This is a genomic window from Puia sp. (assembly GCF_036500295.1).
Lineage (GTDB): Bacteria > Bacteroidota > Bacteroidia > Chitinophagales > Chitinophagaceae > Puia.
In genome coordinates this window covers 1-25842 of record NZ_DASYCH010000079.1, presented here as the reverse complement: position 1 = coordinate 25842, position 25842 = coordinate 1, and the positions used below count along the sequence as shown (strand labels likewise).

Below are 25842 nucleotides of genomic sequence, written 5' to 3'. Positions count from 1 at the left end.
GGACCACGGGTCCGTTGGCCGAAGGCCCAGACATTAGCCGTTTGGCGCCGAGGGCTAATTTTTGGAGCAGCCCAAAAGGCGCCGAACAAAAAATATGTTGCCATATGTTACAAAACCTGGACTACATCGTTTTCCTCGTCTATTTTGTGATCGTTGCCGTTTATGGATTTTGGATCTATAACCGGAAGAAGGCCGCGCATACCAGCTCGAAGGATTATTTCCTGGCGGAGGGCGCGTTGACCTGGTGGGCCATCGGGGCTTCGCTGATCGCCTCGAATATTTCGGCCGAGCAGATGATCGGGATGAGTGGTTCGGGTTTTAAAATGGGGCTGGCGATCTCCACGTATGAATGGATGGCGGCGGCGACCTTGCTGATCGTGGCGATCTTTTTTATCCCGGTGTACCTGAAGAATAAGATCTATACGATGCCGCAGTTCCTCAGCCAGCGGTATAACGGGACGGTGGCGATGATCATGGCGATCTTCTGGCTGGCGCTGTACATCGTGGTGAACCTGATGTCCATCCTTTACCTGGGGGCGCTTGCGGTGAGCAGCATCTCGGGGATCAACATTTACGCTTCTATTATCGGGCTGGCCGCGTTTGCCATCATCATTACGCTGGGCGGGATGAAGGTGATCGGGTACACGGATGTGATCCAGGTGTTCTTCCTGATCCTGGGAGGGCTTGTGGCCACCTATATCGCGCTGCACCTGGTAGCCGAGAAATCGGGGCAGTCGGGTTTGCTCGCCGGGTTTAAGATCATGACCTCGGAGGCGAATGACCATTTCCATATGATCTTCAAAAAAGATTCGCCGAATTATGTGAGTTTGCCGGGGTTGTCGGTGCTGATTGGCGGGATGTGGATCGTGAACCTCAATTACTGGGGATGTAATCAATATATCACGCAACGGGCGCTTGGCGCCGACCTGCCGACCGCGCGGGGCGGGATCCTTTTTGCCGCCTTTTTGAAGTTGCTGATGCCCGTGATCGTGGTATTGCCGGGGATCGGCGCTTATGTCCTGTATCAAAAAGGGATGTTCCACACGGCTATGCTGAGCTCTTCGGGGGCGGTGGACGTGAACAAGGCCTATCCCAATCTGATGACGCTTTTGCCCGAGGGCTTTAAAGGGCTGGCCTTTGCCGCGTTGACGGCGGCGATCGTCGCTTCCCTGGCGGGTAAGGCCAACAGTATCGCTACCATTTTTACGCTGGATATCTATAAGAAAGCCATCAAGCCGGATGCGGACGAGAAGCACCTGGTTTCGATGGGGAAGATCACGGTGGTGGTGTCGATGATCCTGGCGATCTTGATGTCGCTGATCATCGGCGAGAAGCTGATGGGCGAGGGCAAGCAGGGCTTTAACTATATCCAGGAGTATACCGGATTTGTGTCGCCGGGTATCTTTGCGATGTTCCTGCTGGGATTCTTTTGGAAGCGGACCACGTCCAATGCGGCGTTGTTTGCGACGATTGGCGGGTTTGTTCTCTCCTGCGTGTTGAAATTCCTGCCGATGTGGGTAAACCTCGACTGGCTGACGCCGTTTGGGCTTTATCAGGCCAACCCCGACAATATGGGAAAATTCGAGATCCCTTTTATTGACCGGATGGGGATCGTGTTCGTGTTCTGCATCGCGGGCATGGCGGTGATCAATTTTGTGGAGAACCACCGGGGCGTGGAGAAGAAGGGACTGGAAGTTGATCCCAGTATGTTCCGCGTGAGCAAATCCTTTGCCGTGGGAGCGCTTGTGATCGTCGCGATCTTGCTCACCTTGTATACGGTGTATTGGTAGTCAGCGTTACCGGACCCAACAATCCGGAGGGTTGAAGCGGTGCCTCCTTTTTAAACGCGATATTGGTGTGCGTGAGGCGTTGTTCGGGAGGCAGGGCTGCGTCGCCGATGAGCCGGTTCGGCCATAGATTGATCAGTTCGATGGACAATTCATTGGTTCCCTTATTTAGTGCGGGGGACAGGTCGACCTGCCAGGGTGCTGTCCAGACGATGCCCAGGTCTTTGCCGTTGAGGTGAATGCGGGCGATATTCTTTACGATACCCAGATCGAGGAAGACTTTGTCGTCGCCGGGGTCCTTGACGCTTTTGGCTGCTTTATATTCGAACTGCTTTTTATATATGGCTTTGCCGGAGTAGTACCTGATCTTTGGATCCTCGTTCCTGCTCCAATCTTCCAACTGGTGGAAGGTTGTCTGGCGCGGGCCGCCCCATTGGGGATCGAATTCCACCGTCCATTTGCCTGTCAGCTCCTGAACGATGTGTTGTTCGGGGAAATTTTCCCGTGTGGTGGGCTTTTGCAAGGGGGTGTTTTTTGGGAACACCACGAACCAGGATTGAAATGCCGCGAAGCTGAGCGGCAGGACGAGGCGGTTGTTCACCAGTTGGTAATTCAACGCCGTTTTCCGCCGGCCATCGATGGGGTTCCAAAGTTGCGGGGTGTGGTCGATGATCCGGAAAGAACATTCGGATCGAACGGGCCGGCCGTGGCGGTTTGTGATAAAATAGATCTCGGCTTCGGGAGTGGTGCGATGGATGAAATCGAGCCAGACGTCTTCGCCGCCCGTGTACTCGAAATCGGGCCGGATATTCTTCTTTGCCAGGGCCTCGCGGATAGTGCTTTTCCCGTCGATGGATTGCCAGAGCCGGGCGGCCAGCGTCTTTAGCTCTTCGTCACAGCGGGGATAATCCAGGAGTCCCGAATCTTCCACCGGCCGCGGACCGATGACGGTCGCACCTGCTTCTATCAGGCCGGCGATCTTCTTCAATATTTTCAGCGGCATGCGCGGGGTATCGGGGAGCACCAGCAACTCGTAGCTCATGCCGTCGGGCAGGACCAGCTTACCGTCGCGACAGGAAAGCCGCGTCAGCAAGACCTCTTCGTTGCAAACGTCATAGTCATAGCCCTTGCCCAATGACGGGTCAACGTGTTTTTGTGCAACGAGATTGGGCGTAATATCGCCGTTGTAGAAAAGCACATCCGCGCAAAAGCGCCCTTCGCGCAATAGATACTGGCAACGGCCTACATAGTCGAAGAAGGGGGTTGCCATTTCCCACCAGGTGACGTTGGGATTGAAGTGCGTCCCGGCGCCATATTCATAGCCGGGTTTCCCGTCGCGCGGCCGCGTGGCGGTGGTCGTATGGATGGCGATGCGGTTTATCCCTTCGCACAAGGCCCGGTCCAGCGCCTGTTTCAGTGAGCCGGGATAATCCAGCCAGTGGCGGAAACTGGTAAAGGCTTCGGCGGAGATGACCGGGTGACCATAGATATGGCCGGCCGAGGCCGCCATTTTTGTCACCTTATTCTGTCCTTTGTCGAGGCGGGAAGTGCCGTATGGCTTGTCATCGGTGAGGGTCGATTCGTCTTCGTGATTGGGCGCCAGCCAGAATTCGCCCATGGGCAGATCGCTGCGGCCCTGGTTTTTGAGGCCGTCCATACACATGGTGCCCGAGCGGCTTGGGCCGGCTGCTTCATTTTGCACCAGCATGCCGTGTTCGTGGCAGAGCTCGGCAAAGCGTTTGTAATGTCCGTCGGCCATGCAGTCACCCAGGGTTTTGCGATAGTCGTTCAGAAAGCGGTCGGTGACGTCGGCGCTGCCGATCAAATAGCCCGAGAGGGCGGGCAGGTAGGGGGTGGCGTCATAGCCGCGATACTCTTTAAATTGTTGGAGAATGTTTTCGGTCCAGTTGGGGAAGCCGTCTTCGAAGCTATCGTCGCAGAAATATTTTGGTTTGTTGCCGACTTTGGCGGCTTCCCCGATGAACATCTTGCCCAGGTGTTCGAACTGGAGTTCGACGCCGTGGGGGCTGAACCAGTCGATGCTGAGGCCGTCTGCCTCGGGTTGGGCGATCATTAAGCGGGAGCCCGTCATGCGGTGACCGGTTCGCACGACGGTCCATTTGCCGGGTGGGACCTGCCAGTCGAGGTGGCCGTTGCTATCCATTTTGCCGGTGAGGTCGATGACTTGCTGGGGTTGAACCGGGGCGTCGCCCGGTTCGTTGTGCCAGGGCTCGAGTAAGGGCTTCATCACGTCTACGGCCATGATGAAGTTGCTGGCGTCGCGGTGGTTGGTTTTTGCGTCGAGGGTTGCGGCACGTTCGCCGGTGATGCGACTTGGGGAAGTTCCAATGCGGGGGATTGCGACGACGGCGGTGTCGCGGTAATCGAGCTTTTCCAGGGGGAGGTCGATATAGTTTTTATACCCGGGAGGATTGAAGACCTTGTCATAGCCGCTGCGGTTGCCGGGCAGGGGCAATTGGCCGGAGAATTGTTGTGGTCCTTCCACCTCGAGTTCGGATTGCAGGTACCAACGTCCCGAATCGCGAGGTTCGATCCAGGGTCCGCCCATGCACCAGCCGGAACACAGGTTCACGCCGACGGCGATGTCGAGGCGCCGGGCTTCGCTCATGGCATGGCGGTAGAGTTCTTTCCACTCCTCAGAAAAAAGCGGGGCGCCCTGGGGGACTGCCGCGCCGCCGAGGCCGCTTGCGGAGTTGACCAGCAACACCTCGCCCATACCCTTGGCATGAAACTCTTCGAGGTCGCGCGTGATGCCTTCCTTGTCGACGAGGCCATTGAACCACCACCAATAGCCCGATGACCGGACGCTTCGTGGGGGAGCGGTGAAGTTTGCGATCAGGAGGGAAAGATCGGGACCGGCGCCTGCTGAAACAGAGGCAGGACCGGCGCCTTGAGCCATTGCGGCCAGGGAGCGGGAGGTAGTGAATGCGGTTCCGAGTGCGGCGAGCGAGCCGGCCTGTAAGAATTTGCGCCTGTTTATGCTCATGGGATGGATTGGATCTTTCAACGGGGTTATTTGAAATCGACGATGGCTACGGTAAAGGGCTTCAGGGTTAGCTGGTTGCCCGTGATCCCGCTTTCGGCGGCGGGATTGTCACCGGTGGTCTCGTCAACATACGTCACATGGGCCGCGCCTTCGGGAAGTTTTAACGTTGCGGGTTTATCAACCTTATTGATAAGCAGTAATTTCTTCCCTTTTTTTGTCAGGAAGGCCTGCGCCGAGACGTTTTGTGAAGACCCTTCCGTGCTTTGCAGCCGGTCGCCGGGACCCAGGTTATCATGCAGCAGCTTTAGCACCCAGTAGCGGGCGTTGGGCTTGCCGTTCTTCCAATTCATCATGCTGACGTCGGGGAATTGCGTGGGATAGCCGACCAACTGTGATTCGCCGGCCACGTCGATGCCTATTTTTGTCAGCTCCAGGTACAGGTATGCGTACATGGCGCCTGCGAGGTTCCAGTACGCCTGCGGGATGGCGGGTTTGTAATCATGATCCAGCAGGATGGTGCCGATCTCGTTGATCTGGGTCATCGTCTTTGGCGAGAGGCGTTTGCGGATGGATTCGATGTAGCGAACCCGGTCGAGGAATCCGTTGGCCTGGTCGAAGAAAGAATACTGGTAGTTTTCGAGCGGAAGATTGTCGATCGTCGGGCGGCCATAGAAATGGTAGGATATCGCATCCAGCGGAATGCCGGGTTGGTGGTTGGCCGGGTTTAGAAAATATTCAAACCATTCAGGGTTTGTTTCATAGGCGACGGAAATCCCGGTAAACCGGATCTCCGGGGCTACTTTGTGGATCTCCGTCACGATGGCATCGTATAGCCGGGTATACAACTGCGGGGTGATGTGGTGCTCGAGGTCGGGTTCGTTGAGGACTTCCCACCACCCGATCTTATAGTGATGGCCGGAGGCATGGTATTTCCCGAGTTCGTCTGTGAACCCACCCTTTGTGTACCAGCCGATGAGGCGGGCAAAATAGGCTGCCACTTCTTTTCCGGTGGTGTCCGTCAGTTGGGCGCCCTGGTTGTAGTTCCAGTTGACGAGATCGGCATCGGCGTCCACCCCGACGGGTTTTGCCGTCTTCCACATCCAGGCAGGAGTCGTGCTGAAATTGATCACCACCGGGCGACCGTCCTGGGCTTTCATCAATGCCTCCATCACCGGATCGGCATAGCTGAAGTCCCAGAAGGTTTCTGTTTTCGTCGGGGGTTTTAGTTCGGCTACCGCGGCTTTTGGATAAGGGAACCAGGGTACGTAACGTACATATTCTGCGCCGAGGTTTTTTAACGCCTCGAACGTCGATCGGTAAATCGGCGAGTTCTCCCGCAGCATCGGGTTATATACGACCTGGAGGGTGGGGATGGTTTTGGAGACCTGCCGCGTTTGATCCCAATCGATCTTTACGGTTTTTTCCTGGGCGGCGGCCTTGCCGGTGATGACAAGGACCGCTGCGAGATACCAAATTTTCATTGCTTTCATCGTTAGCCGGGATTTTAAGTGAGTTGCGTATTCGGGTTGACCGGGATCTTAAGTGAGTTGCCTACTAAAGTTAGCCGTGTTTGATCAGTATCCGAGGTTTTGGGTCAGCATGGTATTGAGACCTACTTCGGCCTGGGGTATGGGATAGAGCAATTTGTTGTCGTTTACGTTGTAGGAGTCGGCCGGAATATAGGTGAGCTGTGACTTCAGGGTTGTGCCAAAGGCGTTCATCACCGCTACGGCGGTGCCGGACCGGACGAGATCGTGCCAGCGTTTGTCTTCGAAGGCGAGCTCTATGCGGCGTTCGTGCAGGATCGCGGTGCGGAGGGTGGCCTGATCGGTCACTGTGAGGGCGGTCAGGCCGGCGCGGGCTCTGACGGTATTCAGCGGGGCCAGCGGGGACTGTCCCTGTTCGTTGAGGGCTTCGGCCAGCAGGAGAAGCGCTTCGGAGTAACGATAGATGGGGAAGTCGTCGGAAGAGCCGGTGATGGCGGCCGGGGTATGTTCGTATTTCTTGACGTAGGGTACGGCTACTTTGCCGGCCGGCGGACCTGCATAGCCAACCGCGCTTTTTACGGCGGAGTACGTGAAATAATTGCTGGCGTTGTACGTGCCTTCTACCATACCGATGGATGCGTCGAGGCGTTTGTCTCCCGACTCGTAGGCGGTGATAAGATCGGTTGTCGGGGTATTCCAGCCGCCCGTGGTGGTATTATTGATAGCGAGGGAGGTGACGAGCGCCGTGCTGGTGCTGCGTGGCAGGAAGTGGAAGAGCAGCGGATTGGGGGTGGACCCGGTAGCGGTGCCGCCCAGGAACTGGACCTCGAACAGGGACTCCTTGCCATTTTTGCCGGTGGGCTGGAACGCATCGGCGTAGTTGGCGTTCAGCGTATAGCCCATTGCGGGTAGGGTGTTGAGGAGGGAAACTGCATCGGGGTACTTTTTCAGGTAGACATCGACGTCAGCCAACAGCATGGTGGCGGACCCTTTTGTCGCGGCACCCGACTGGGGGAAACCGGCAGGCGCGGGCAGTTCCTTTATAGCATCGCCCGCATCGGCGGCGATCTGCGCGTAGACCTTGACGACGGAGTCTCGGGGCAGGAAGGCGTCATCGGGGGTTTTGACCTCTTTCAGGAACAGGGGAACGGGCCCGAATAGCCGAACCAATTTGAAGTACATCAGCGCCCGCAGGAACTTGCACTGCCCGTCGTACAGGGCGGCGGAGTCGGCGGGAACGGCGGTGGCGGCGGGCAGGCGGGAGATCACGATATTGGCCCGGGAGATGACCTGGTAGCAATATTGCCATTCCAGCGCGGTATAGGAATTTGTCGAGGCATCCCTGAAATTGCAGAGTGCTTCGCGATCGGTATAGGCGGTGCCGCGATTGCTCAGGAGGCTCTGGTAGATGGTGTTGTCGGAGCGCATTTCGCTCATCAGGTAATCGTTCACCACCACATCGCGCAAGGGTGCACAGGCGGCCGTCACGGCAGAGCTGAACTGCTGGGTGGTCAGGAAATAGTTGGCGTCGGAGTAGGATGATTTTGGCGCCAGGTCCGTATAGCTTTTTTTGCATGACGCCGTGGCCAGGCCCACCATCGCAATAAGGAAATATATTTTTTTCATTGTCGACTGTTAGATAGGTTATTTAAATGTGGCTGACAAACCGATGGAAATTGTGCGGGGGATGGGATAACCTTCCTCGTCCACTTTGATGCCCTGGGTCGGGTCCTGACCGCTGAGGCTGATCTCCGGGTTCATGCCGCTGTAGCCGGTGAATACGAACAGCTCCTGTACGGAAGCATAGGCACGCAGGCTGCGGAACATCGAATTGTGCCGCATGTTCAGGTTGTAGCCCAGCGTGAGATTCTTTATCGACAGGTAGGTGGCGCTTTCCAGCCATTGGCTGTTCACTTCGCGGCCGATGGCCGTCGTACCTGTTTTGGTACGTGGATAGATGCCGGAGCCGGGATCGGAAAGAGAGCGCCAGTGATTCAGGGCAGCTTCCAGGGGGACGCGTGAGCCGTCCATATTGGTTTGGTAGGCCCATTTGGCCGCGTTGAGGATCTGGCCGCCGACGTCGAAGGCCGTGCTGATACTCAGGTCGAACTTTTTATAGCTGAGGTAGTTGGTAAAGCCGCCGGTGAAGGTCGGGGTGGGGTCGCCGATAAAGGTGCGGTCGTTGACGTCATCGATCACGCCATCGCCGTTGATATCCCTGACCTTGATGGTTCCGATATCGGAAGAGCCGTTTGGATTGGAGGGTGTTGCGAGATATTTCGCGGATTTGGCCAGGTCGTCGGCGTTCTTGTACAGGCCGAGGAACTTGAAACCATAGAAGGCGCCGAGCGGATGACCCACCTGCTGGCGGTAGTAGTCGGAGGTAACGGTGTTGTTCCTTCTGAGGTAACCGGGGGCGACGAGTGCCTTGATGCGGTTTCGGTCGAAGGAGAGATTCAGGCTGCTGGTCCATCTCAGCTGGCCGGTGAGGTTGACGGTGTTGAGGGTGATCTCGTGGCCCCACATGGCGATGGCGCCGACGTTGTCGAGGATGGAGGAATAGCCGGAGGAGGTGGGCAGCGGCCGGGTTTGGATCAGGTGGTCGGTATTCTTGTGGTAATAATCGTAGGCCAGGGAGATGCGATCTTTCAGGATGCTGAGGTCGATGCCGAAATCGAGCTGTTTATTGCGTTCCCACTGGAGTGCGGCGTTACCGAGGTTCCCGATGGTCGTACCCTGGGTGATCGTGTTGTTGAAGTTGTAGTAATAATTCGAGGTCGTGGACTGTGCGGAGTAGTAGCCGGAGAAGGAATTATTCCCGGTGATCCCGTAGCTGGCGCGCAGCTTCAGGAAGCCGATGTCCCGGTATTGCTCCATGAAGGGTTCGTCGGTGACGATCCAGCCAGCGGAAACGGAGGGGAAGGTACCATAGCGGGAATCGGCGCCGAAGAGCGAGGAACCGTCGTTACGGATGGCGGCCTGCAACAGGTATCTGCCTTTATAGCTGTAGTTGATACGGCCGATGGCGGAGACCAGGGAGTACGCCGTGTACGAGCTGCTTCCCGTGACGGATGTTGCGGCCGTCAGGTAGGGGATATCGTCATTGGGGAATCCGAGTCCGGTCAGCGAGTTGCTGGTGGAGCTGTATTTCTGCGCGGAATAGCCGCCGAGGATCTCGAGGTTGTGATCCTGGCCGAAGGTCTTTTTATAATCCAGGTAGCCTTCCGCCGTATAGGAACCGTTGTCGACGGAGCTGCTGGTGCCGGTGGGGTTGTTGACTGTCGAGGTGACCTGGCCGGATTGATAATATTGACGGGTTTCGCCGCCTTTGTCGATGCCGGTGTTGATCTTCAACTGCAGGCCGCGGACAAATTCATAATTAAAATAGCCGTTGCCGAGGATGCGGGTGGTCTTGTAATCATCATTTGTCAGCTTGAACGTGGCCAGCGGGTTGATGTAGGCCACCATGCCGGAGGAGTACACGTTGCGTTGATAGGTGCCGTCGGGGTTAAAGGGTGAGATGAGGGGGCTGGCTTCGAAAAGGCGTTCGAAGAGACCTCCCACGCCGTCGGTCGACAGGCGGTTGTTGTGATCGAGCCGGTAGCTGGGGGCGATATTGAAGCCCATTTTTATTTTGCCGTTGGCGGTGGTGAGATCTTTGTTCACGCGGCCGGTGAACAGGCGGGTGCCGGTGTTGATCAATACCCCCTGTTGTTCCTGGTAGCCGAATACGGCTGTCGATGAGGAGTGATCCGTCGCGGACTGGATGGTGACGTCATAGTTCTGGATGGGCGCGTCGTGAGTCAGTTGTTTGTACCAGTCGGTGCCTGCGCCATATTGTGCCGGGTTTTGGTATTCGGCGGGAATGGCGCCGGTGAATCCTTCGTAGGTTCGCATATCCTGGTAGCGTTCGTTCATGAAGGTAGCGAATTCGCGGGCGTTCATCACCTTGGGCACTTTATTGCGCGGGAGGCTTTGGACGCCGTAGTTGGAGTTGGCTTCGATCTTCGCGTCGCCGGCTTTGGCGTGTCTGGTGGTGATGAGGATAACGCCGTTGGCAGCCCGCGAGCCGTAGAGGGCGGTGGCGGAGGCATCCTTTAGAACGGTAAAGGTTTCGATCTCGTCGGGGTTGATGTTATTGATGCTGCCGGTGATGGGCAGGCCGTCGATGACGAACAGCGGTTGGTTGTTGAGATAGAAGGAGGCGGCGCCGCGGATGCGGAAGTCGACGCCACGGCCGGGCTGACCGCTGCTTTCCATGACGGAAACGCCGGCGACCTTTCCTTCGAGTTGCTGGGAGAACTGCATGACGGGCTGGTCCTGCAGTTTTTCGGTGCTCACGGTGGCGATGGAGCCGGTGACTTCGCGCTGGCGTTGTTTCCCGTAGCTGACCGTTACTTCGTTGAGTTCGGTGGCGACGGCTTTGAGGCTGACGGCCAGGGTTTTCTCCGATTGCAGGATAATCTCTTTGGTTTGGTAGCCGATGGAGCGGACGACGATGGTTGCGCCGGGTGTGGCTGCGATGTCGAAGAAGCCTTCGGCGTTGGTGGCCACTCCTTTGGTGGTACCTTTTACGATGATGGCTGCGCCGGGCAGGGGCTGGCCTTTTTCGTCGGTGATGCGGCCGGTGATCTTGCTGCGGGTTTGTTCGGTGGGGGGCTGATTATTTTGGGACTGGGCAGTTCCGGTGAAGGTTATAAGCAGTGCGCAAACAATAAGCAGCCTTCCGAATGGTTGGTAGACATTCTTTTTCATAATGGCAAACTAGTTGGTTTAGAAAGGTTTGAGTTTCTAAGTCGGGAATCGACAGTTCTAAAATAGTTTAAGATAGTTAACAAACAATCCTGTACTATCATGCTTTTAAAGTTTTGGAAATGTTTTTAAATTGGTTTTGAGCCTATTTTTAAATAAAATTAAACGAAGGGAAATAAAATTAAACGATCTGTGGGGTTTTGGGGCTGAATTAATCAAAAGATAAGAATAGCTTAATCTTTAATTATTTTTGCTTTTTGTTTAATTTTATTAACTAGGGGGCGGGTTAGCCGACCAGGGGGTGGGTTAGCCGACCAGGGGGCGGGTTAGCCGACCAGGCGGCGGGTTAGCCGACTTGCGCCGACCCCGATCAACCGACCTTTACGACCTCCAATTGCAGCAGGGCGCCCAGTTTTTCGAGTTTTGAGGCGATGTGGCCGATGCCGACGGCGCAATGGTGGGCGGGGCCGTGGCTGTTCCAATCATTTACAAATTTTCTTGCACCGCTTTTGAACTTATACCGGCTATTGGTATTGCCGATGGCCAAGGTCGGTCCGGCGACGGATTCCCCTTCGGCGACGAGGAGCATCAGCTTGCCTTTGAGTGGCTGTTCGACGACCGAGAGCAGGGTGACGGGGCCGTTCTTCACGGACATTTCCACCGACAGCCCGCGGCCTACCTTGCCGTGATAGGTTTGCAGCGGGCGCACTTTGGTCTTTCCTTCGGCAATCCCGATGTGGCCGGGGCCATCATGGCCCATCAGGACTACGTCATCCTTGTAATCCATCGCATAGTATTCGGTGAAGGAGCCGCCGGCTCCAAAGCTGTCCATGATCTTCATGGCCTGGGCGTTTTTTATTTCATACTCGCCGGCGACGGGAACGTGATTGGCGGTGAGGAGGCTGTTGCCGAGGATGATGGAGCTGATGGTGTCTTCGTTGTCGGGGTTACCGGTGCCTTTATAGTAATAGGCGAGACTGTTGAGCTGATACTTTTCTACGAGCAGGTCGAGCGCGAGGGAGGTGCGGGCTGCCCGGAGGAGTTGGCTTTGGGTACAGTCCGGCTGGATCTCAAATTCCCGGTGGAAGAGGGCGACGCGTTGGGTGAGCTGTTCGGTGGTGACGGTCTTTCGTAAGGCGGAGAGTTCATCAACCTCCAATAGTTCGATATGGCCGCCAAAACTTGCATATTGGAGGGTCAGGTCGGAGTAGATATCCAGCATACCGCTATAGTAGTGACCCATACAGCCGAGCCGGTTGTAGGCCATCGCATGGGCGACCCCGGCGGCTTCCACCCATTCCTGTATCTCGGTCCAGCAAACCGGATCGTCGTGCAGCATGCCGGTGACCTGGTGGAAATGGATGCCGGTGCGGTTGAAGACGTTGGCGATCTCGGGCACGGGGCAGGGTGAGCAGTAAGCCAGCCATTCCCCCGTCATTTTTGTCCGGTCGGTCATTTTATTGAAGTGGCCATAGTTGATCGCCGCTTCCGGTGACAGGTTGAGGATGATCACCGGGACGCGCGCTCTTTGTACTACGGGGAGTACGGTGGAGGAGAGGGCGTAGGTGGTGACATAGCAAAAAATGAGATCGACGTCCTGTTTCCGGAATTCGGCACCGGCCTTGAAGGCTTTCTCGGGCGTGTCGACCAGGCCCAGGTTGATGACCCCGGGATGGATCGCTTTTAGGTTCTTTTCGACGACGGCGAGGTATCCGCGGAGTCTTTCTTCAAGACCTTCGAACTGGTCCCAATAGGCCTCGAGGCCGATGCCGAAGAGGCCGATGGTTAGATTGTGGCTCATGATGGTGGGGAATTTCCGCAAACATAGGCGCGCGTTTTCGTTGGCGGGTAGGCTTATTTGGCATTTCTGTTGCCGGATCTGATATTTTTGGAATGCGGCGTTCCGATCATTTTTTTTTAGCTTAGTACCGTCAATCAACACCGATGGATAATTATTTTCTCTATTTCCCGGTTGGTGAAAGGGAGGGGTCGAGAGGCCTTACGGTGCTCAACACCGGTTGCACCCGGATCGAAAAGAACAGTAGTTACCCGCCTACGGCGCATCCCTCCCACCATAACTTCGATTGGACCCAGGGCCGCGTGCTGGAGGAGTATCAACTCATCTATATCACGCATGGCGGTGGGCTGTTCGAATCGGAGAGTTGCCGGGAAGAGATCACCGCGGGGACCGTGATCCTGTTGCAGCCAGGGGAACGCCATCGTTACCGGCCGCATCCTGACTCGGGATGGGATGAGGCATGGGTTGGGTTTCGCGGAGAGCTGGTGGACCATCTGCTTCGGGAGAACCCTTTCCAACCGGGGAAGGCTCTTTTTCATATCGGCTATAATGAGACCATCGTCAACCTGTTCAACGATATTCACCGGTTCTCGAGAGAGGAGAAGCCCGGCTATCAGCCGGTTATTTCCGGGGTCATTATCTATCTGCTGGGGCTTATCCATGCGGAAAGTCGGCAGAGCCGGCGTCACGCGGCCGATCGCGTCGAGATGATGGTCAACAAGGCGTGCGCGCTATTCCGGGAGCGGGTTTGTGAGAAAATATCTCCGGAGGAGGTGGCACAGACGTTGGAGGTGAGTTATTCGCTTTTTCGAAAAACTTTTAAGCAATATATGGGCATGGCGCCGGGGCAGTACCTGATCGGGTTAAGGATACAAAAGGCCAAGGAGTTGCTGGGGGAGGGGGACCGGCTGGTCAAGGAGATTGCTGAGGAGCTGAGTATGGACGCGCTTACTTTTTGTAAGATCTTTAAGGAGAAGGTGGGGATGACGCCGGTGGAGTATCGGAGGGGGATGGGGGGTAGGTGAGCGGATCGCTACGGGGTATGAGGGGACCGCAGGGCTATTTACAACAGTCCTTTTTGCGGATGAAGATGGCTTTCAGGATGCGAAGGAAGAACTTCATCTTCGGGTGTGTTTTGTGATATAGTCGATGACGGAGCCGACGGTTGTGAGCTTTTCGGCGTCTTCGTCGCTGATCTTCATCGAGAATTCTTTTTCGAGAGCCATAAAGGTTTCCAGTACATCAAGAGAGTCGAGACCCAGGTCGGTTGAGAAGGCCGCATTGTCCACCAGGGCCGTTTCTTCCACGCCAAGCTTTTCGTGGATGATGGTCTTTATTCTCGTCGAGATGTTTGATTGCTTGCTTACTACAGTGCTCATAACATTCCATTTTACTTTTCCGGCAAGGTCAATCGGTACGTAATCAATTGAGCCTACAAATATACCAACGGGAGGCCGGTTTTGTTATTATTTTTGCGGACGGGTTTTCGCCCTTTACAATTAATTAACAAAAGTTGAGTACGCCGAAGAAGACGATCATTTTAGCCGGAAGTCCCGTTACGGGCATATTATTGAATTTCAATCAGGAAAGAAGGGGTGGCATCGCGCTGGAATTAATCCTGGTGATGGAGAAAAAAGAGGGGAGAAGTTATCAGCGGATCCCCCTTTCCGGAACGCATTACAAGAACTATGTGCAGGGACTCCCGGCGCCGGTAGCGGCGGTGTTGCGACGGGCAGGCGACGAGGTGCTTATCGAGCAGCTGGTGAAGAGCGGATTTGGCTGGCTGCGGGATGCGGATAAGCCGTTTGAACACCTGGATGAGCGGCATTACCCGTTGTTGCGGCGATGGATAAGTGAGGTGTTGCAGGAACTCAAGCCGCTGGCGCCGGCGATCAAATATCTTTTTTATCTCGCGCCAACCGAAGCCTACCATTCCACAGCGATACGCCCTGCGTCGATGAGCGCGGCCAGCCCGGGTCTGCAGTTTGTACTGGAAAAGGAATCCGGCCGGCTGCGGCTGCGGGTGCGGGTAGTGATCAACAACGGGGTTTATCCGCTGGAGGATCTTCATCAATGGGGCTGTTTTCTGCGAAGCGGGAATGAATTCTTTTTATTGCGGCGCGAGGACCAGGAAGCATTGGAGCGATATCGCGCGGGGGACTACGAGGCGAGAGAGGAAGGGATGCCGCGATTTATGGCGACGGTGGTGAGGCCGCTGGCAGAGCGTTACCCGGTGAATATGGATGCGGTGATCCGAATGGAGAAGATCGAGGAGCAGCCACAGGGCCGGGTGTACGTCAGCGAGCTGAACGAGAACTTCCTGATGATCCGGCCGAAGTGGTTGTATGCCGATGAAGAGCTGGAAGAAGATGAGGAGGCCGAGACGAGGGTGGAACGGGACGACAGGGTGTTGCTCATCGCGCGGATGAAGGAAGAGGAGGCGCGGCTGGCGGAGGCGTTGAGGGGATTGCATCCCAAGTTTGCCGGGCAGAGTAACGGCTATTACTACCTGAATTTTAAAGAAGCGCTGGAGAAGAGCTGGTTCCTGCGATTTTACCAGCTGATGCAGGAGATGGATGTCCCCGTGCTGGGGATGAATCAACTGCGGAAGTTTAAATACAACACGAATATCCCGCAGATGGAGATCACGGCGGGGAAGGGGATCGACTGGTTCGACCTGACGATCCGCGTGAGTTATGGAGAACTGGTGGTGCCGCTGGCCGATCTGCGCAAAGCGATCCTGGGGAAGCAGGAGTTTATACTATTGTCTGATGGAAGCCTGGGGATGTTGCCGAAAGAGTGGCTGGAGAAATATTCGCTCCTGCTGCGGATGGGGCAGGTCCGGGAAGGGGGGATCCGGCTGCCGGCGCTGCATTGGACGATACTGGCGGAGGCGGGCGGGGGCGCCGATGAGGCGTTGCAGACGGAGCTGGAAGAGAAGAAGCGGCGGTGGGCGTCACTGGAAACGGGGAAGGAATGGGCCATGCCGGCGGGGGTGAGGGCGCAGCTGCGGGACTATCAGGTGGCGGGATTTCAATGGATGTGTCTGCTGGATGAGATGGGTTGGGGTGGTTGCCTGGCGGATGATATGGGTCTAGGGAAGACGCTGCAGACGCTGAGCTTTTTGCAACATGTCGTTGAGCGATATCCCGAGGAGACGCACCTGGTGGTTTGTCCGACATCGCTTTTGTATAACTGGGAGGGGGAGCTGAAAAAATTTGTGCCGGGGCTGGATTATTATCTGCATTATGGGGCGGACCGGGAGCTGGATGAGGAACGCTTCCGGCGGGCGCATGTGATCATCACCAGCTATGGCATGGTGCGGAACGATATCGAACATTTTTCGCGGAGGCGGTTTGGCTATGTGATCCTGGATGAGAGTCAGGCGATAAAGAACCCTGCTTCGCAGGTGCGCAAGGCGATCCAGCAGCTGCAGGCGCGTAACCGGCTTGCGTTGAGCGGGACGCCGGTGCAGAACAACACCTTTGATCTATATGCGCAGATGGATTTTCTAAATCCGGGTATGCTGGGGGGCGCGGATTTTTTCCGTGCGGAGTTTGCGGGGCCGATCGACCGGAATGGGGACAAGGAGGCGGCGCAGCGGTTGCGGAAGCTGATCTATCCTTTTATCCTGCGGCGGACGAAGGAGCAGGTGGCGCGGGATCTGCCGGACAAGACGGAGATGATCCTCTGGTGTCAGATGGGGGATGAGCAACGGAAGATCTATGACAGTCATAAGGACCATTACCGGGAAAGTCTGCTGGAGCGGATCGCGGAAGAGGGGATGGGGAAGAGCAGTATCTATATTCTTGAAGGGCTGACCAAGCTGCGGCAGATCTGTGATAGTCCGGCCTTATTGCGGGGACCAGGAGGCCCTGACGGGGCCTCGACCGAAGGTCAGACTTTAGCGGTGAGCGAGGATAGGCCTACATTCGATGGGAAGGCCTATTCGCGCTCATGGCCGAATGCGAGTGTGAAGCTGGAGGAGTTGGTGCGGGAGGTGACGGAGAATACGGGGGATCATAAGTGCCTGGTCTTTTCGCAGTTTACTTCGATGTTAGGGCTGATCCGGGACGCGCTTTCCGAGCGGGAGATACCGTATCTGTATCTGGATGGGAGTGTGGCGGCGGCGGACCGGCGGGAGTCGGTGGAGGAGTTTCAGCGGGAGGGGTCCGCGCGGGTGTTTCTGATCAGCCTGAAGGCGGGGGGAGTGGGGCTGACGCTAACGGCCGCGGACTATGTTTATCTTGTCGATCCGTGGTGGAATCCGGCGGTGGAGCAGCAGGCGATCGACCGTAGTCACCGGATTGGCCAGGTGAAGAAAGTATTTGCGTACCGGATGATCTGTAAGGATACGGTGGAGGAGAAGATCCTGCAGTTGCAGGAGCGGAAGCGGAGTCTGGCTGCGGACCTGGTGGCGGATGAAAGTGGGTTTGTGAAACAACTGACGAGTGAGGATGTGGCGTATTTATTTAGTTAGGGGACGGGTTAGCGGGCCAGCTGGATGCCGTCGTCGGTGATGAGTATCTTTTTTTCCTTGTAGAGGCGGCCGGTGGTCATTTTGAAGGTTTTTTTGCTCATGCCGAAGAAGGAGTAGATGGCTTCGGGGTCGGACTTGTCGTGATAGGGCAGGTGGCCTTTGTTCTCTTTGAGGAGGCGGAGGATCTTTGCCGCGGCGTCTTCGGTCTTTTCATAGCCGGGTTTGCCGGGGACGACGTCGATCTCGGTCTCGCCGGAGGCGGAGCGGTCGGGGTCGATGATGTTCTTTATGAATCCGGGAAGGCGATCGCCCGCCTTTATATCGCGGAAGATCTCGTTGAAATGGAGGACGCCGGTGTGGTGGTTGTTGATGATGACGACGTAGCCGATGTCGGTGCGGCGGTAGACGATGAGGTTGACGAGGTCTTTTTCTTTCAGGGTGACGTCTTTGTTGCTGAGGAAGGGCTCGATCTTTTCGGTGGCGGCGAGGCGGCCGGTTTTTTCATCGAGATAGATCTTTACGAGATAGTCCCCGCCGAGGCGCATGCCGCTCAGCTGTTTGGATTTTGGGACGAAGAGGTCCTTCATCAGGCCCCAGTCGAGGAAGGCGCCCTGTGGGGTGAGGCTGACGACGTTCAGCAGGACGATGTCGCCGAGGACACCTTTGGGATGCTGCGTGGTGGCGATGAGGCGGTCTTCGCCATCATGATAGAGGAATACGGTGAGTTCGTCGCCGGGTTTTGCGCCTTTTGGGACGAAGCGTGTGGGCAGGAGGATGCCTTCCTGGCCGTCATCGAGGATGAGGCCGAAGCCCAGTTCTTTTTTTACCCGTAATGTATTGTATTCACCGACTCGGATCATAGCGGTAAAGGTAACATTCTATGTGCGAATAGGGCCAAGATTTAGTAGCTTCACGGATCATGCGATATCGATTATTAATTATGGGGGTGCTGGTGGCGGCCTGTCATGGGGGGCCTGGGAAGACCCTGGCCGGGGGTACTTCGTTTCATGTCGGCGCGGGGTATCCGCGGAGGTTCGCGTTGCCGGATGAGAGTAGTGTACTGGTGATGCCGAATACGACGGTTGCCCTGGCCAAGGGGTTTGGGAAGGAAAACCGGGATATGGAAGTCGATGGGGAGGTGATGCTCGAGGTTTCCGGTGCGACGTCCTTACCATTCCGGGTGCATACCCGGGATCTCGTGCTCGAGGTGTTGGATGGCGGGGCGCGGTTTCATGTGGATGCGAACCGGTCGAGGCCGGGAGAGGAGGCCGATCTGCTTGAGGGGCGTTTGCGGGCAAGCAAATCCTATCATTCCGATACCGATAATGAGCCGGAGGTTTTGAATGGCGGGGAGATGGTTATGATCAACCGGGATATCGACCTGATGGAAAAAGAAAAGCTTGGTCCGGCGGAGCTGGACAAGCTGAAAGGGAAACAATAAAGGCCGGGCCGAGGGATCGCGGACATCGGAGGCGATGAGCCCAAACAGGTGTTGCCGGGTTTAGTGCTGTTCGTGTTCGGCGAAGGTGAGGACGTAGTTGTTGTTGTCGACGATGGAGAATTCGGTTGCGCCGTAGAAGGTCTTTTCCAGGCCCTGGAGGACGGTGACCTTGTCTTTTATGGACTCGAAGAAAGCGCGGATGTCCGTGAGGTTTATATAGAGCAGGAGGGAGGCGCCGTCCTTGCGGCTGATGGGCGGGAGGGTGTCGCCGAGGCTTTCCATGGTCTGGAACATCATCGTGACCCTGCCGTTGGTCATCATGGCCCAGACGAGCGGGCCCTGGCCTTTTTCGGGAACGGACATGGTGACCTGGAAGCCAAGGAGGCGATAGAAGTCGAGGGTGGTGTTCATGTCTTTTACGAACAGATTGGGAGCAAGGGATTCCATGGTGGTGTTTTTTTATCGAATATACTAAAATAATTAGTTCAAATACGCATTTTTTTAGTATTTTATTTTGCAGGGGAAAGGCCTACCTTGAAGTATGCTACATGTTGTGTCATACCAGATAGCGGATAGCATCGATGTGCGGGGGTTTAGGGCGAGCTATAAGGAGGGGATCTATCATTATGACGCCGATGAATTATTCTACAAGACCGGCGAGTTATCTTTTGTTTACGTTTTCAAGTATGGGGTGGTTTGTTTCCTCAACTACAGTGAGGCGGAGCGGGATGCGTTTTTGCAGCGGATCGCGGGATTCTGCAGGAATGCGTTTGAGCTGAAGCTGAGTGAGGAGTTTGAGGTGGAGACGGATGCGAAGGAGTACAAGTTCGGGTACAATAAGATCGAGATCCTCCAGCCGGATATCGAGGTGCTTCGGCTGATCATGCTGAATGTGAGTCAGTCGGTCTCGCTGGATTATTATTCGGAGCAGACGAACCTGTTGCTGGAGGAGACCAACAGCCATACGTCGAATCTGGAGCGAAGGGGGCGGCTGGCGATAACGGGGCAATCGTTGAAGATGTTTATCGGCAAGACGCTGAATCTGAAGAACCGCATTTCGGAGAACCTGTATATTTTCGATTCGCCGCCGGAGACCTGGGATGATGAGAATCTTAACCGGATAGATCTGGGGTTGAAAAGGACCTTTGATCTGCAGGAGCGGTACCGGGATATCCGGGAGGGGTTGGAGATCGTGAAGGAGAATTTGGAATTATTTAAAGATCTGCTGCAATACCGGAACAGCACTTTTCTGGAATGGATCATTATCGTGCTGGTTTTTCTGGAGGTGTTGAATTTGCTGATCGACAAGATCTTTAAGGGATGAGGTGCTATATCGATTTTGCCCGCGCCAGGGATTGCAGTGGAAAGCCCGGAGCCCGAGTTTGCGAGGGCGACGAATTGCAGCGGAAAGCCCGGTCCTATGGAGGCGCCCACGCCTTATAAAAAAAAAGAAGCCCAGATAGATATCCAGGCCGTTGCTAAAATCCAATATCCTATTAAAAGCCTTAATACTAAAGCAAAATATGGTCCAATATATTTCTAAACGGGAGCGGGGTTTTTGCGCTTGGAAAAATGAGGAAATGGGTCGACGTTTGTAGAGTTATTTCCTCAGCGTGGTGGGGAGACCGGTACAATTGGGCAGCAATATTATGAATGAAACGATTCTCAACAAGATCGCGGGGAAGGTCGGGGTGGCGGATATCGCCGGGGTGCTCGCGGGGCTGTCGGGCAGTGAGCTGAGCTCATTGTTGCTGGCGGTATACGAGCGTAAAACAGAGAAGATGGATCCGGCGGAGTTGCTGGCGCAGTACGCGCGGAACCGGCTGGTGCAACCTTCGGATCTGGATATGATCGCGTTGCTCGAAGCGGAGCTGGAGACGTTGCGGTTTTTTCGGGACCGGGGGTTTTCGCCGGTGGAGTTGTCGCCGGTTTCTGCGTTGGGGAGTTGTTCGGTTATAGCTACGGTGAGTCAGGATAAGATAATTTCCGGGGTGAGGAATACGGAGGTCGTAGCGGATGCGACGAATGCGATCGCATTGCATATGGCGGACCGGCGGAAGGGAGGGGGCGGGGGCGGCGGGAAGACCGGGGACAGCACGGATGGCGGCGGGAAGACCAGGGACAGCACGGATGGCGGGGGGAGGATGAGGTGTTGCACCGTTCATAGGCATGTGCGGACGCAGACGTTTGCGGATAAGCGATTTTTGCCGCATTTTGTGATCGGGTGTATGGTTACGGCCGGGAGGGATATGGGTGGTTATGAGTTTGAGAGCGATGGGCTGTCGGAGCATGTTGGGAATTTGGTGGAGTTGTTGAGGGAAAAATATGGTGTGGAGACGTGTAGACTGGTGTTAAGGAGACGCGGTGGGTATGATGAGCGGAGTCCGGTGATGGATCGGGTGATGGGGGTTTTGGGGGAACGGTTGAAAGGGGTAGACATTGAACGACATCCGGGCGACAGCGAAGCGGCCGAACGGGATACGAGCGACAGCGAAAAGGCCGGACAAGAGGGCCCACCCGCGGAGAGCAATTATTATCGCGGGGTCCAATTCAAATTATATATTGGCTGGGGTGGAACGGAGTGGGAGATTGCCGATGGCGGGTTTGTGGATTGGACGCAGCAGTTGCTGGCGAATAAGAAGGAGCGGATGCTGATCAGCGGTTTTGGGTTGGAGTTGATGTTTAAGATGCAACAGGGATTACTTTGAACCGGATGGAATCCGGTTCGCCAGAAGGGCAGACATTTATGGTATTGAGGCAAAAAATTAAATTGCATAAATTTTTTGCCGATAATTCAATTTTGAGATATGATCAACGAAACGGATATTCAGTTCCTGCGGCAGGCGATCGATCTGGCGCGGGAGGGAGTGGAGGGCGGCAAGGGCGGGCCATTTGGGTGTGTTATCGTCAAGGATGGGGTGGTTGTGGGGAAGGGTTGTAACGGCGTGACGTCTACCAACGATCCGACGGCGCATGCCGAGGTGGTGGCGATCCGGAATGCGTGCCGGCGGCTTGGGGATTACCAGTTGACCGATTGCGATGTTTATACTTCCTGTGAACCCTGTCCGATGTGCCTTGGGGCCCTCTATTGGGCACGACCGCGGCGGGTGATCTATGCGGCGACGCGGCATGAGGCGGCGGAGGCGGGGTTTGACGATGCGTTTATTTACCGGGAGATCGGCCTGGAGGGGGGAGAGCGGAAGATCCCGTTTGTGCATCAGCCGGTGGAGGCGGCGACGGAGTTGTTTGGGTTGTGGCGGGTGATGGGGGATAAGAAATTATACTAGTTGGCGGGGACGCCAGGACGCGACATTAATAGGAATACAATACGCAATACAAATAAAACAGCCCCGGCGATGCGGGGCTGTTTTGGTGTTTTTAACAGGCAGGCGCGAAGCCCTTATTCTTTTGATTTCTTTTCGTAGACATCCCAGCCGCTGCCGTTGGAGCGCAGGGTTACGCGCTGGTCGGCATTTTCGACGGTGATGTAGTAGTTGCTGGCGCCCTCACCGGTGAGCTCGAACAGGTCGCTGATCCAGTAGGAGGCGTAGTCGGCTTTGAGGTCCAGGAGCAACTGGATGGGGAGCTGGTTGGAGGTGATGTTCCGGGTTACGGCGAGTAACTGACCGTTATCGGAGTAGAAGGCATACATGACTACGCCGTTCATTTTAAATGTGAGTTTGGTGAATGTGGCCTTGACTTCGGAGGTCATCAGTTCGGCCTTTTTGAAGTCTTTGTGGAAGGCGACCCGGACGGCTTCGTTGCTGTCGTGGGTGGGGGTAGCAAAGGTGCTGCTGGCGGTCAGGAGCATGGCTACGAAGGCGAATGTTTTGATTGAGAGTGACATATACTTAGGTTTTATAGTTTTGCGAAATTTTGTTGATTGGGTTGTTTCGATCTTTTCTCTAGTTTTTCTTTCTTTTCCGGTTGGTTTGCATAACAAAGATAGTGTTCAAAGCAGGTACTTGACAATACATAGTACCATGAAAGGCATAATACTGTTTTGAGCGGTAAAAAATGACGGATGAAGGGTGGCTGGCGGCTGTATTGATCGGTTTCATGATGTTTTTTTTACCCGCCGGCTGGTTGAACTTTTATCCTGCCGGGGTCGGATAGGGAGATGCCAGACGGGTGCCATAAAGGCCCGACGCTGATTATCAGGGTCTTATGACTTTAGGGGGAGAAGCGACTGTTCGCTTTCGATTAGATTATGTCCGCTTTGGGATGAACGGGAAGCAGGATCTCGCTGAGGATGCGGTTGACGGCGTCTGCGTTATAGAGAAGGAACAAATGGCCTGCCTTCCGGATGACATGGGTTGGTTTGGTGAGGCCGATGGGGAAGACCTCGTCGCGGCTGCCATGAAGATGATAAAGGGGCTGGGGGATCTCGGTGTTCTCCCACTCGAGCACGGCGGTGAGGGCCCAGCGGATGAAGTGGTCATCACCCGACCGGATCACGTCCATCATTAGCCGTCGGTTGGCTGCGGACCGTAGCATCAGGCTATGTTTTACCGCAGTGGCGGCTTTGAGCAGCGAAGCGGGTATGATCTTGCCGAGACCGAGCTGGCCGGCCATCCGGTAATAGCGGGGAAGGTGGGCGGAGACGGGGACGCTGCTTATAATGATGGTGCAGAGAGGCTTCCGGTGTTTGGCCATTTCGACGGACATGATGCCGCCGAGGGAGAGCCCGGCCAGGACAAAGGGTTCGCTGGTGTCGATCTGTTTGCTGAGCCGGATGGCGTACTCGGAAAGGGATTCGTCGGCAAGCGGGGGGATCCAATGAATATAGGACGCTTCGAATCCTTCGGGCAGACGGAGATGGGTGAAGAGCCGGTGATCAGCGCCGATGCCAGAGGTAAAATACACTTTCACAGTCGGAATTTAATCCTCAAGTTACGACAAAACGAGGGATGGGGAAAAGGGCTATTTTTGGGGATGAGCCGGAAGGAAATCATCCCCGACACCTTATATGAATTATACCGTTCGCTGGGTCTGCCCCTGGGTCTTCTCGACCCCAGGGATGAGTTTACGATCCATAACGTGCGCGAGCTGCTTCCCGAGTTGCCCTATACGTCGCCGAGCTTCCGGCCGAACTTCTTCAACTTCTTATTCATAAAGGATGCGCGTGGCCGTTGTACGATCGATAACATGGCTTTCGATCTGGAGCCGGGTACCATCTATTTTACCAACCCGGGGGTTTACCGCACTTTTGGCTGGAGGGAGATCGGGGAGGCTTATCTGATCACGTTTAATGAATCCTATCTGAAGGAGAATGTGCACCCGGATATTTATGGGGAGTTTCCATTTTTGTTAACGGAGACGATCCGGCCATTGCGGCTGGATGCGGGCGCTTTTGTGGAAATGGAGCGGTTGTACCTGCAGATCTATGCGGAGCAACAGGGGGATTCACCCTACAAGAAGAAGATCATCGGGAATTTATTCGTCGTGTTGTTGCTGAAGATCAAGGCGCGGTTTTGGACCGATTACAATCCGATCTATGAGGGAAACCGGGGGTCGGAGATCGTGAAGTCGTTTAAGCGGGATCTGGAGAAACATTTTCGCGAATTGGTGCATGGGAAGGCGGATAAGGTGCTTCGGGCGAGCGACTATGGGGCGCTGCAAAGCCTGCATCCGAGTTACCTGAATAACGTCATTAAGAGTAAGACGGGGAAGCCGATAACGGTATGGATTGCCGAGAAGACGGTTTCGGAGGCGAAGTCGCTTTTGCAACAGGCGTCGGTGCCGGTGAAGGAGATCGCCTATACGCTGGGGTTTGGGGAGTCGACGCATTTCAGCGCATTTTTTAAGAAGCAGACGGGGCAGTCGCCGGCGGATTTTCGGAAGCAGATGCGGGTTTGAGGGAGGGGCGGGGAATGAGGATGCGGGGACACACGCGGGGGATGACGCTGCTGGGGGGACTGCGGGGGGCAACGATGATGGGGGGACGAGCGCGATGAGACGACGATGCGGGGGAGGTTATGGCGAGGGAGATAAAATGCCGTTGACCAACCGGGCGGCTAATCAACGGCGGTAGTGCGATTGCGCTTATTTTTTGGGCATATGGTTGATCATCCAGTTGATGCCGTAGCGGTCCGTGAGGGAGCCGAAGAGTCCCCAGAACTGCTGGCCGAGGGGCATCGTGATGGTTGCACCCGCGGAGAGACTGTCGTAGATGCGTTTTGTTTCTTCTTCGGTGTCCGGGCTTACGCTAACGCTGAAGTTGTTGCCTGGAGCGTATTTGGGGCCGAAGCCTTCCATCAGGTCGGTCGCCATCAGCACATTGCCGTTACCCACGGGCAGGGCGATGTGCATGATCTTGTTTTTGGCATCCGGCGGCAGCTGGCCTGCTTCGGGGCCGTCGCCGAAACGCATGACTGCTGTGAACTCACCGCCGAAAATAGATTTGTAAAAATTGAAAGCCTCTTCGCTGGTACCGGGATAATTCAAATAAATGTTGAACGCTGTCATTGTGTGTGATATTTTATGTTAGCAATAGTAGCGTAAATCTATCGATAATTCCTTTGCCCGAAGGGTGGAGATCAAGACAGTTTTGGGGGGAAATGCGACAATGGGATGAACGGCTGAGACTAATGATCCCGTTTGATCATAAAGGCGTTGTCTAATTTGTCCATTCCGATTTTCGGGTAGTAATCGATTGCGGCGGGTGCGGCCAGCAGGAGGAGCATACAGGTAGGGCCGAGCGCTTCTTTTGTCAACCTGACGAGCTCTTTGCCGATGCCCTGTTTCTGGAATTCCTTGCGGACTGCGAGGTCGGAGAGATAACATGAGTAATGCAGATCGGTCAAGGAGCGGGAGATACCGACCAATCGATGGTCGTCCCAGGCGGTGATGACGAGGTTGGAGTGGGCGTACATGCCCGCGATGCGATGGGGGTCTTTTGTCGGGCGGTTGATGCCTGAGCTGTCGTAGACTTCGATGATCTCGGCGGTGGTGGGGATGAGGCCGGTTTTGTATTGAATATTCATGGTGCTTTTTTCTTTGGGATAAATGTACAACGGCGAGGGCTGGCGGCGAGCGTCCAGTTGTAAAATGATGGGTAGTCCAGGGCGGGGACATTGCGGGGGGATGA

The 25842-nt window shown here is 55.5% G+C and carries 20 protein-coding genes; 8 read left to right on the top strand and 12 right to left on the bottom strand.

Features of this window, described 5'->3' with window-relative positions; all coding sequences use genetic code 11:
• Positions 1 to 104: 104 nt before the first annotated feature.
• Positions 105 to 1790: a sodium/sugar symporter gene (locus tag VGM48_RS15300; RefSeq protein ID WP_331580596.1), complete on the top strand. Its 1686-nt coding sequence runs from the start codon at positions 105 to 107 to the stop codon at positions 1788 to 1790.
• Here VGM48_RS15300 and VGM48_RS15295 read toward each other — a convergent pair.
• The 5 genes from VGM48_RS15295 to VGM48_RS15275 all read right to left on the bottom strand — a co-directional run bounded on the left by VGM48_RS15295 (position 1765) and on the right by VGM48_RS15275 (position 12834).
• Positions 1765 to 4794, bottom strand: a complete 3030-nt coding sequence (locus VGM48_RS15295) for a glycosyl hydrolase (protein ID WP_331580594.1) — start codon at positions 4792 to 4794, stop codon at positions 1765 to 1767. The genes VGM48_RS15300 and VGM48_RS15295 overlap by 26 nt on opposite strands.
• A 26-nt stretch (positions 4795 to 4820) precedes the next feature.
• Entirely contained in the window at positions 4821 to 6284 is a 1464-nt protein-coding gene (locus VGM48_RS15290; protein WP_331580592.1) for a glycosyl hydrolase family 39, read from the bottom strand.
• A gap of 84 nt (positions 6285 to 6368) precedes the next feature.
• A complete protein-coding gene (locus VGM48_RS15285) occupies positions 6369 to 7907 on the bottom strand; it encodes a RagB/SusD family nutrient uptake outer membrane protein (protein ID WP_331580590.1) in 1539 nt (512 codons plus the stop codon).
• Between the two features lie 18 nt (positions 7908 to 7925).
• Positions 7926 to 11036 carry a TonB-dependent receptor gene (locus tag VGM48_RS15280; RefSeq protein WP_331580588.1) on the bottom strand — a complete coding sequence of 1037 codons (3111 nt, stop codon included), beginning with the start codon at positions 11034 to 11036 and terminating at the stop codon, positions 7926 to 7928.
• A gap of 367 nt (positions 11037 to 11403) precedes the next feature.
• Positions 11404 to 12834 (bottom strand): arabinose isomerase, encoded by a 1431-nt coding sequence (locus tag VGM48_RS15275; RefSeq protein ID WP_331580585.1) that lies wholly within the window; start codon positions 12832 to 12834, stop codon positions 11404 to 11406.
• A 143-nt stretch (positions 12835 to 12977) separates the two neighbouring features.
• Between VGM48_RS15275 and VGM48_RS15270 the strand changes: the two genes are divergently transcribed.
• The gene (locus VGM48_RS15270) at positions 12978 to 13856 is read left to right on the top strand and encodes an AraC family transcriptional regulator (RefSeq protein WP_331580584.1); all 879 of its coding nucleotides are present in this window, start codon (positions 12978 to 12980) and stop codon (positions 13854 to 13856) included.
• A 93-nt stretch (positions 13857 to 13949) separates the two neighbouring features.
• On the opposite strand, the gene acpP is transcribed toward VGM48_RS15270, so the two are convergent.
• Positions 13950 to 14210, bottom strand: coding sequence for an acyl carrier protein (acpP, locus tag VGM48_RS15265; protein WP_331580582.1), 261 nt, complete (start codon positions 14208 to 14210; stop codon positions 13950 to 13952).
• 134 nt (positions 14211 to 14344) lie between these two features.
• Between acpP and VGM48_RS15260 the strand changes: the two genes are divergently transcribed.
• Positions 14345 to 17311 carry a DEAD/DEAH box helicase gene (locus VGM48_RS15260; protein WP_331580580.1) on the top strand — a complete coding sequence of 989 codons (2967 nt, stop codon included), beginning with the start codon at positions 14345 to 14347 and terminating at the stop codon, positions 17309 to 17311.
• Between the two features lie 8 nt (positions 17312 to 17319).
• On the opposite strand, the gene VGM48_RS15255 is transcribed toward VGM48_RS15260, so the two are convergent.
• Complete coding sequence (locus VGM48_RS15255; protein ID WP_331580579.1) at positions 17320 to 18171, bottom strand: CvfB family protein; 852 nt, start codon at positions 18169 to 18171, stop codon at positions 17320 to 17322.
• A gap of 59 nt (positions 18172 to 18230) precedes the next feature.
• On the opposite strand from VGM48_RS15255, the gene VGM48_RS15250 reads away from it, so the two are divergent.
• Positions 18231 to 18752 carry a FecR domain-containing protein gene (locus VGM48_RS15250; RefSeq protein WP_331580578.1) on the top strand — a complete coding sequence of 174 codons (522 nt, stop codon included), beginning with the start codon at positions 18231 to 18233 and terminating at the stop codon, positions 18750 to 18752.
• Between the two features lie 60 nt (positions 18753 to 18812).
• Here VGM48_RS15250 and VGM48_RS15245 read toward each other — a convergent pair whose 3' ends face one another.
• A complete protein-coding gene (locus VGM48_RS15245) occupies positions 18813 to 19199 on the bottom strand; it encodes a VOC family protein (protein ID WP_331580577.1) in 387 nt (128 codons plus the stop codon).
• A 94-nt stretch (positions 19200 to 19293) separates the two neighbouring features.
• On the opposite strand from VGM48_RS15245, the gene VGM48_RS15240 reads away from it, so the two are divergent.
• The 3 genes from VGM48_RS15240 to VGM48_RS15230 all read left to right on the top strand — a co-directional run bounded on the left by VGM48_RS15240 (position 19294) and on the right by VGM48_RS15230 (position 22039).
• Positions 19294 to 20076: an RMD1 family protein gene (locus VGM48_RS15240; RefSeq protein ID WP_331580575.1), complete on the top strand. Its 783-nt coding sequence runs from the start codon at positions 19294 to 19296 to the stop codon at positions 20074 to 20076.
• 325 nt (positions 20077 to 20401) lie between these two features.
• A complete protein-coding gene (locus VGM48_RS15235) occupies positions 20402 to 21460 on the top strand; it encodes a hypothetical protein (RefSeq protein ID WP_331580573.1) in 1059 nt (352 codons plus the stop codon).
• Positions 21461 to 21559: 99 nt separating this feature from the next.
• On the top strand, positions 21560 to 22039 hold the full coding sequence (locus tag VGM48_RS15230) for a nucleoside deaminase (RefSeq protein ID WP_331580571.1): 480 nt from the start codon (positions 21560 to 21562) through the stop codon (positions 22037 to 22039).
• A gap of 113 nt (positions 22040 to 22152) precedes the next feature.
• Here VGM48_RS15230 and VGM48_RS15225 read toward each other — a convergent pair whose 3' ends face one another.
• Positions 22153 to 22599 (bottom strand): hypothetical protein, encoded by a 447-nt coding sequence (locus VGM48_RS15225; protein WP_331580569.1) that lies wholly within the window; start codon positions 22597 to 22599, stop codon positions 22153 to 22155.
• A 356-nt stretch (positions 22600 to 22955) separates the two neighbouring features.
• Positions 22956 to 23624, bottom strand: a complete 669-nt coding sequence (locus tag VGM48_RS15220; RefSeq protein ID WP_331580567.1) for an alpha/beta hydrolase — start codon at positions 23622 to 23624, stop codon at positions 22956 to 22958.
• A gap of 63 nt (positions 23625 to 23687) precedes the next feature.
• On the opposite strand from VGM48_RS15220, the gene VGM48_RS15215 reads away from it, so the two are divergent.
• Positions 23688 to 24611: a helix-turn-helix domain-containing protein gene (locus tag VGM48_RS15215; RefSeq protein ID WP_331580565.1), complete on the top strand. Its 924-nt coding sequence runs from the start codon at positions 23688 to 23690 to the stop codon at positions 24609 to 24611.
• A 186-nt stretch (positions 24612 to 24797) separates the two neighbouring features.
• Here VGM48_RS15215 and VGM48_RS15210 read toward each other — a convergent pair whose 3' ends face one another.
• Both VGM48_RS15210 and VGM48_RS15205 read right to left on the bottom strand, forming a co-directional pair.
• Positions 24798 to 25220, bottom strand: a complete 423-nt coding sequence (locus VGM48_RS15210; protein WP_331580563.1) for a VOC family protein — start codon at positions 25218 to 25220, stop codon at positions 24798 to 24800.
• Positions 25221 to 25339: 119 nt separating this feature from the next.
• Positions 25340 to 25842 (bottom strand): GNAT family N-acetyltransferase (locus VGM48_RS15205; protein ID WP_331580561.1); only part of this gene is annotated, 503 nt, incomplete at its 5' end.

Coding starts and splice junctions, on each gene's coding strand:
- VGM48_RS15300 (WP_331580596.1), top strand. CDS start 105: ATGTTACAAAACCTGGACTACATCGTTTTCCTCGTCTATTTTGTGATC.
- VGM48_RS15295 (WP_331580594.1), bottom strand. CDS start 4,794: ATGAGCATAAACAGGCGCAAATTCTTACAGGCCGGCTCGCTCGCCGCA.
- VGM48_RS15290 (WP_331580592.1), bottom strand. CDS start 6,284: ATGAAAGCAATGAAAATTTGGTATCTCGCAGCGGTCCTTGTCATCACC.
- VGM48_RS15285 (WP_331580590.1), bottom strand. CDS start 7,907: ATGAAAAAAATATATTTCCTTATTGCGATGGTGGGCCTGGCCACGGCG.
- VGM48_RS15280 (WP_331580588.1), bottom strand. CDS start 11,036: ATGAAAAAGAATGTCTACCAACCATTCGGAAGGCTGCTTATTGTTTGC.
- VGM48_RS15275 (WP_331580585.1), bottom strand. CDS start 12,834: ATGAGCCACAATCTAACCATCGGCCTCTTCGGCATCGGCCTCGAGGCC.
- VGM48_RS15270 (WP_331580584.1), top strand. CDS start 12,978: ATGGATAATTATTTTCTCTATTTCCCGGTTGGTGAAAGGGAGGGGTCG.
- acpP (WP_331580582.1), bottom strand. CDS start 14,210: ATGAGCACTGTAGTAAGCAAGCAATCAAACATCTCGACGAGAATAAAG.
- VGM48_RS15255 (WP_331580579.1), bottom strand. CDS start 18,171: ATGATCCGAGTCGGTGAATACAATACATTACGGGTAAAAAAAGAACTG.
- VGM48_RS15250 (WP_331580578.1), top strand. CDS start 18,231: ATGCGATATCGATTATTAATTATGGGGGTGCTGGTGGCGGCCTGTCAT.
- VGM48_RS15245 (WP_331580577.1), bottom strand. CDS start 19,199: ATGGAATCCCTTGCTCCCAATCTGTTCGTAAAAGACATGAACACCACC.
- VGM48_RS15240 (WP_331580575.1), top strand. CDS start 19,294: ATGCTACATGTTGTGTCATACCAGATAGCGGATAGCATCGATGTGCGG.
- VGM48_RS15235 (WP_331580573.1), top strand. CDS start 20,402: ATGAATGAAACGATTCTCAACAAGATCGCGGGGAAGGTCGGGGTGGCG.
- VGM48_RS15230 (WP_331580571.1), top strand. CDS start 21,560: ATGATCAACGAAACGGATATTCAGTTCCTGCGGCAGGCGATCGATCTG.
- VGM48_RS15225 (WP_331580569.1), bottom strand. CDS start 22,599: ATGTCACTCTCAATCAAAACATTCGCCTTCGTAGCCATGCTCCTGACC.
- VGM48_RS15215 (WP_331580565.1), top strand. CDS start 23,688: ATGAGCCGGAAGGAAATCATCCCCGACACCTTATATGAATTATACCGT.
- VGM48_RS15210 (WP_331580563.1), bottom strand. CDS start 25,220: ATGACAGCGTTCAACATTTATTTGAATTATCCCGGTACCAGCGAAGAG.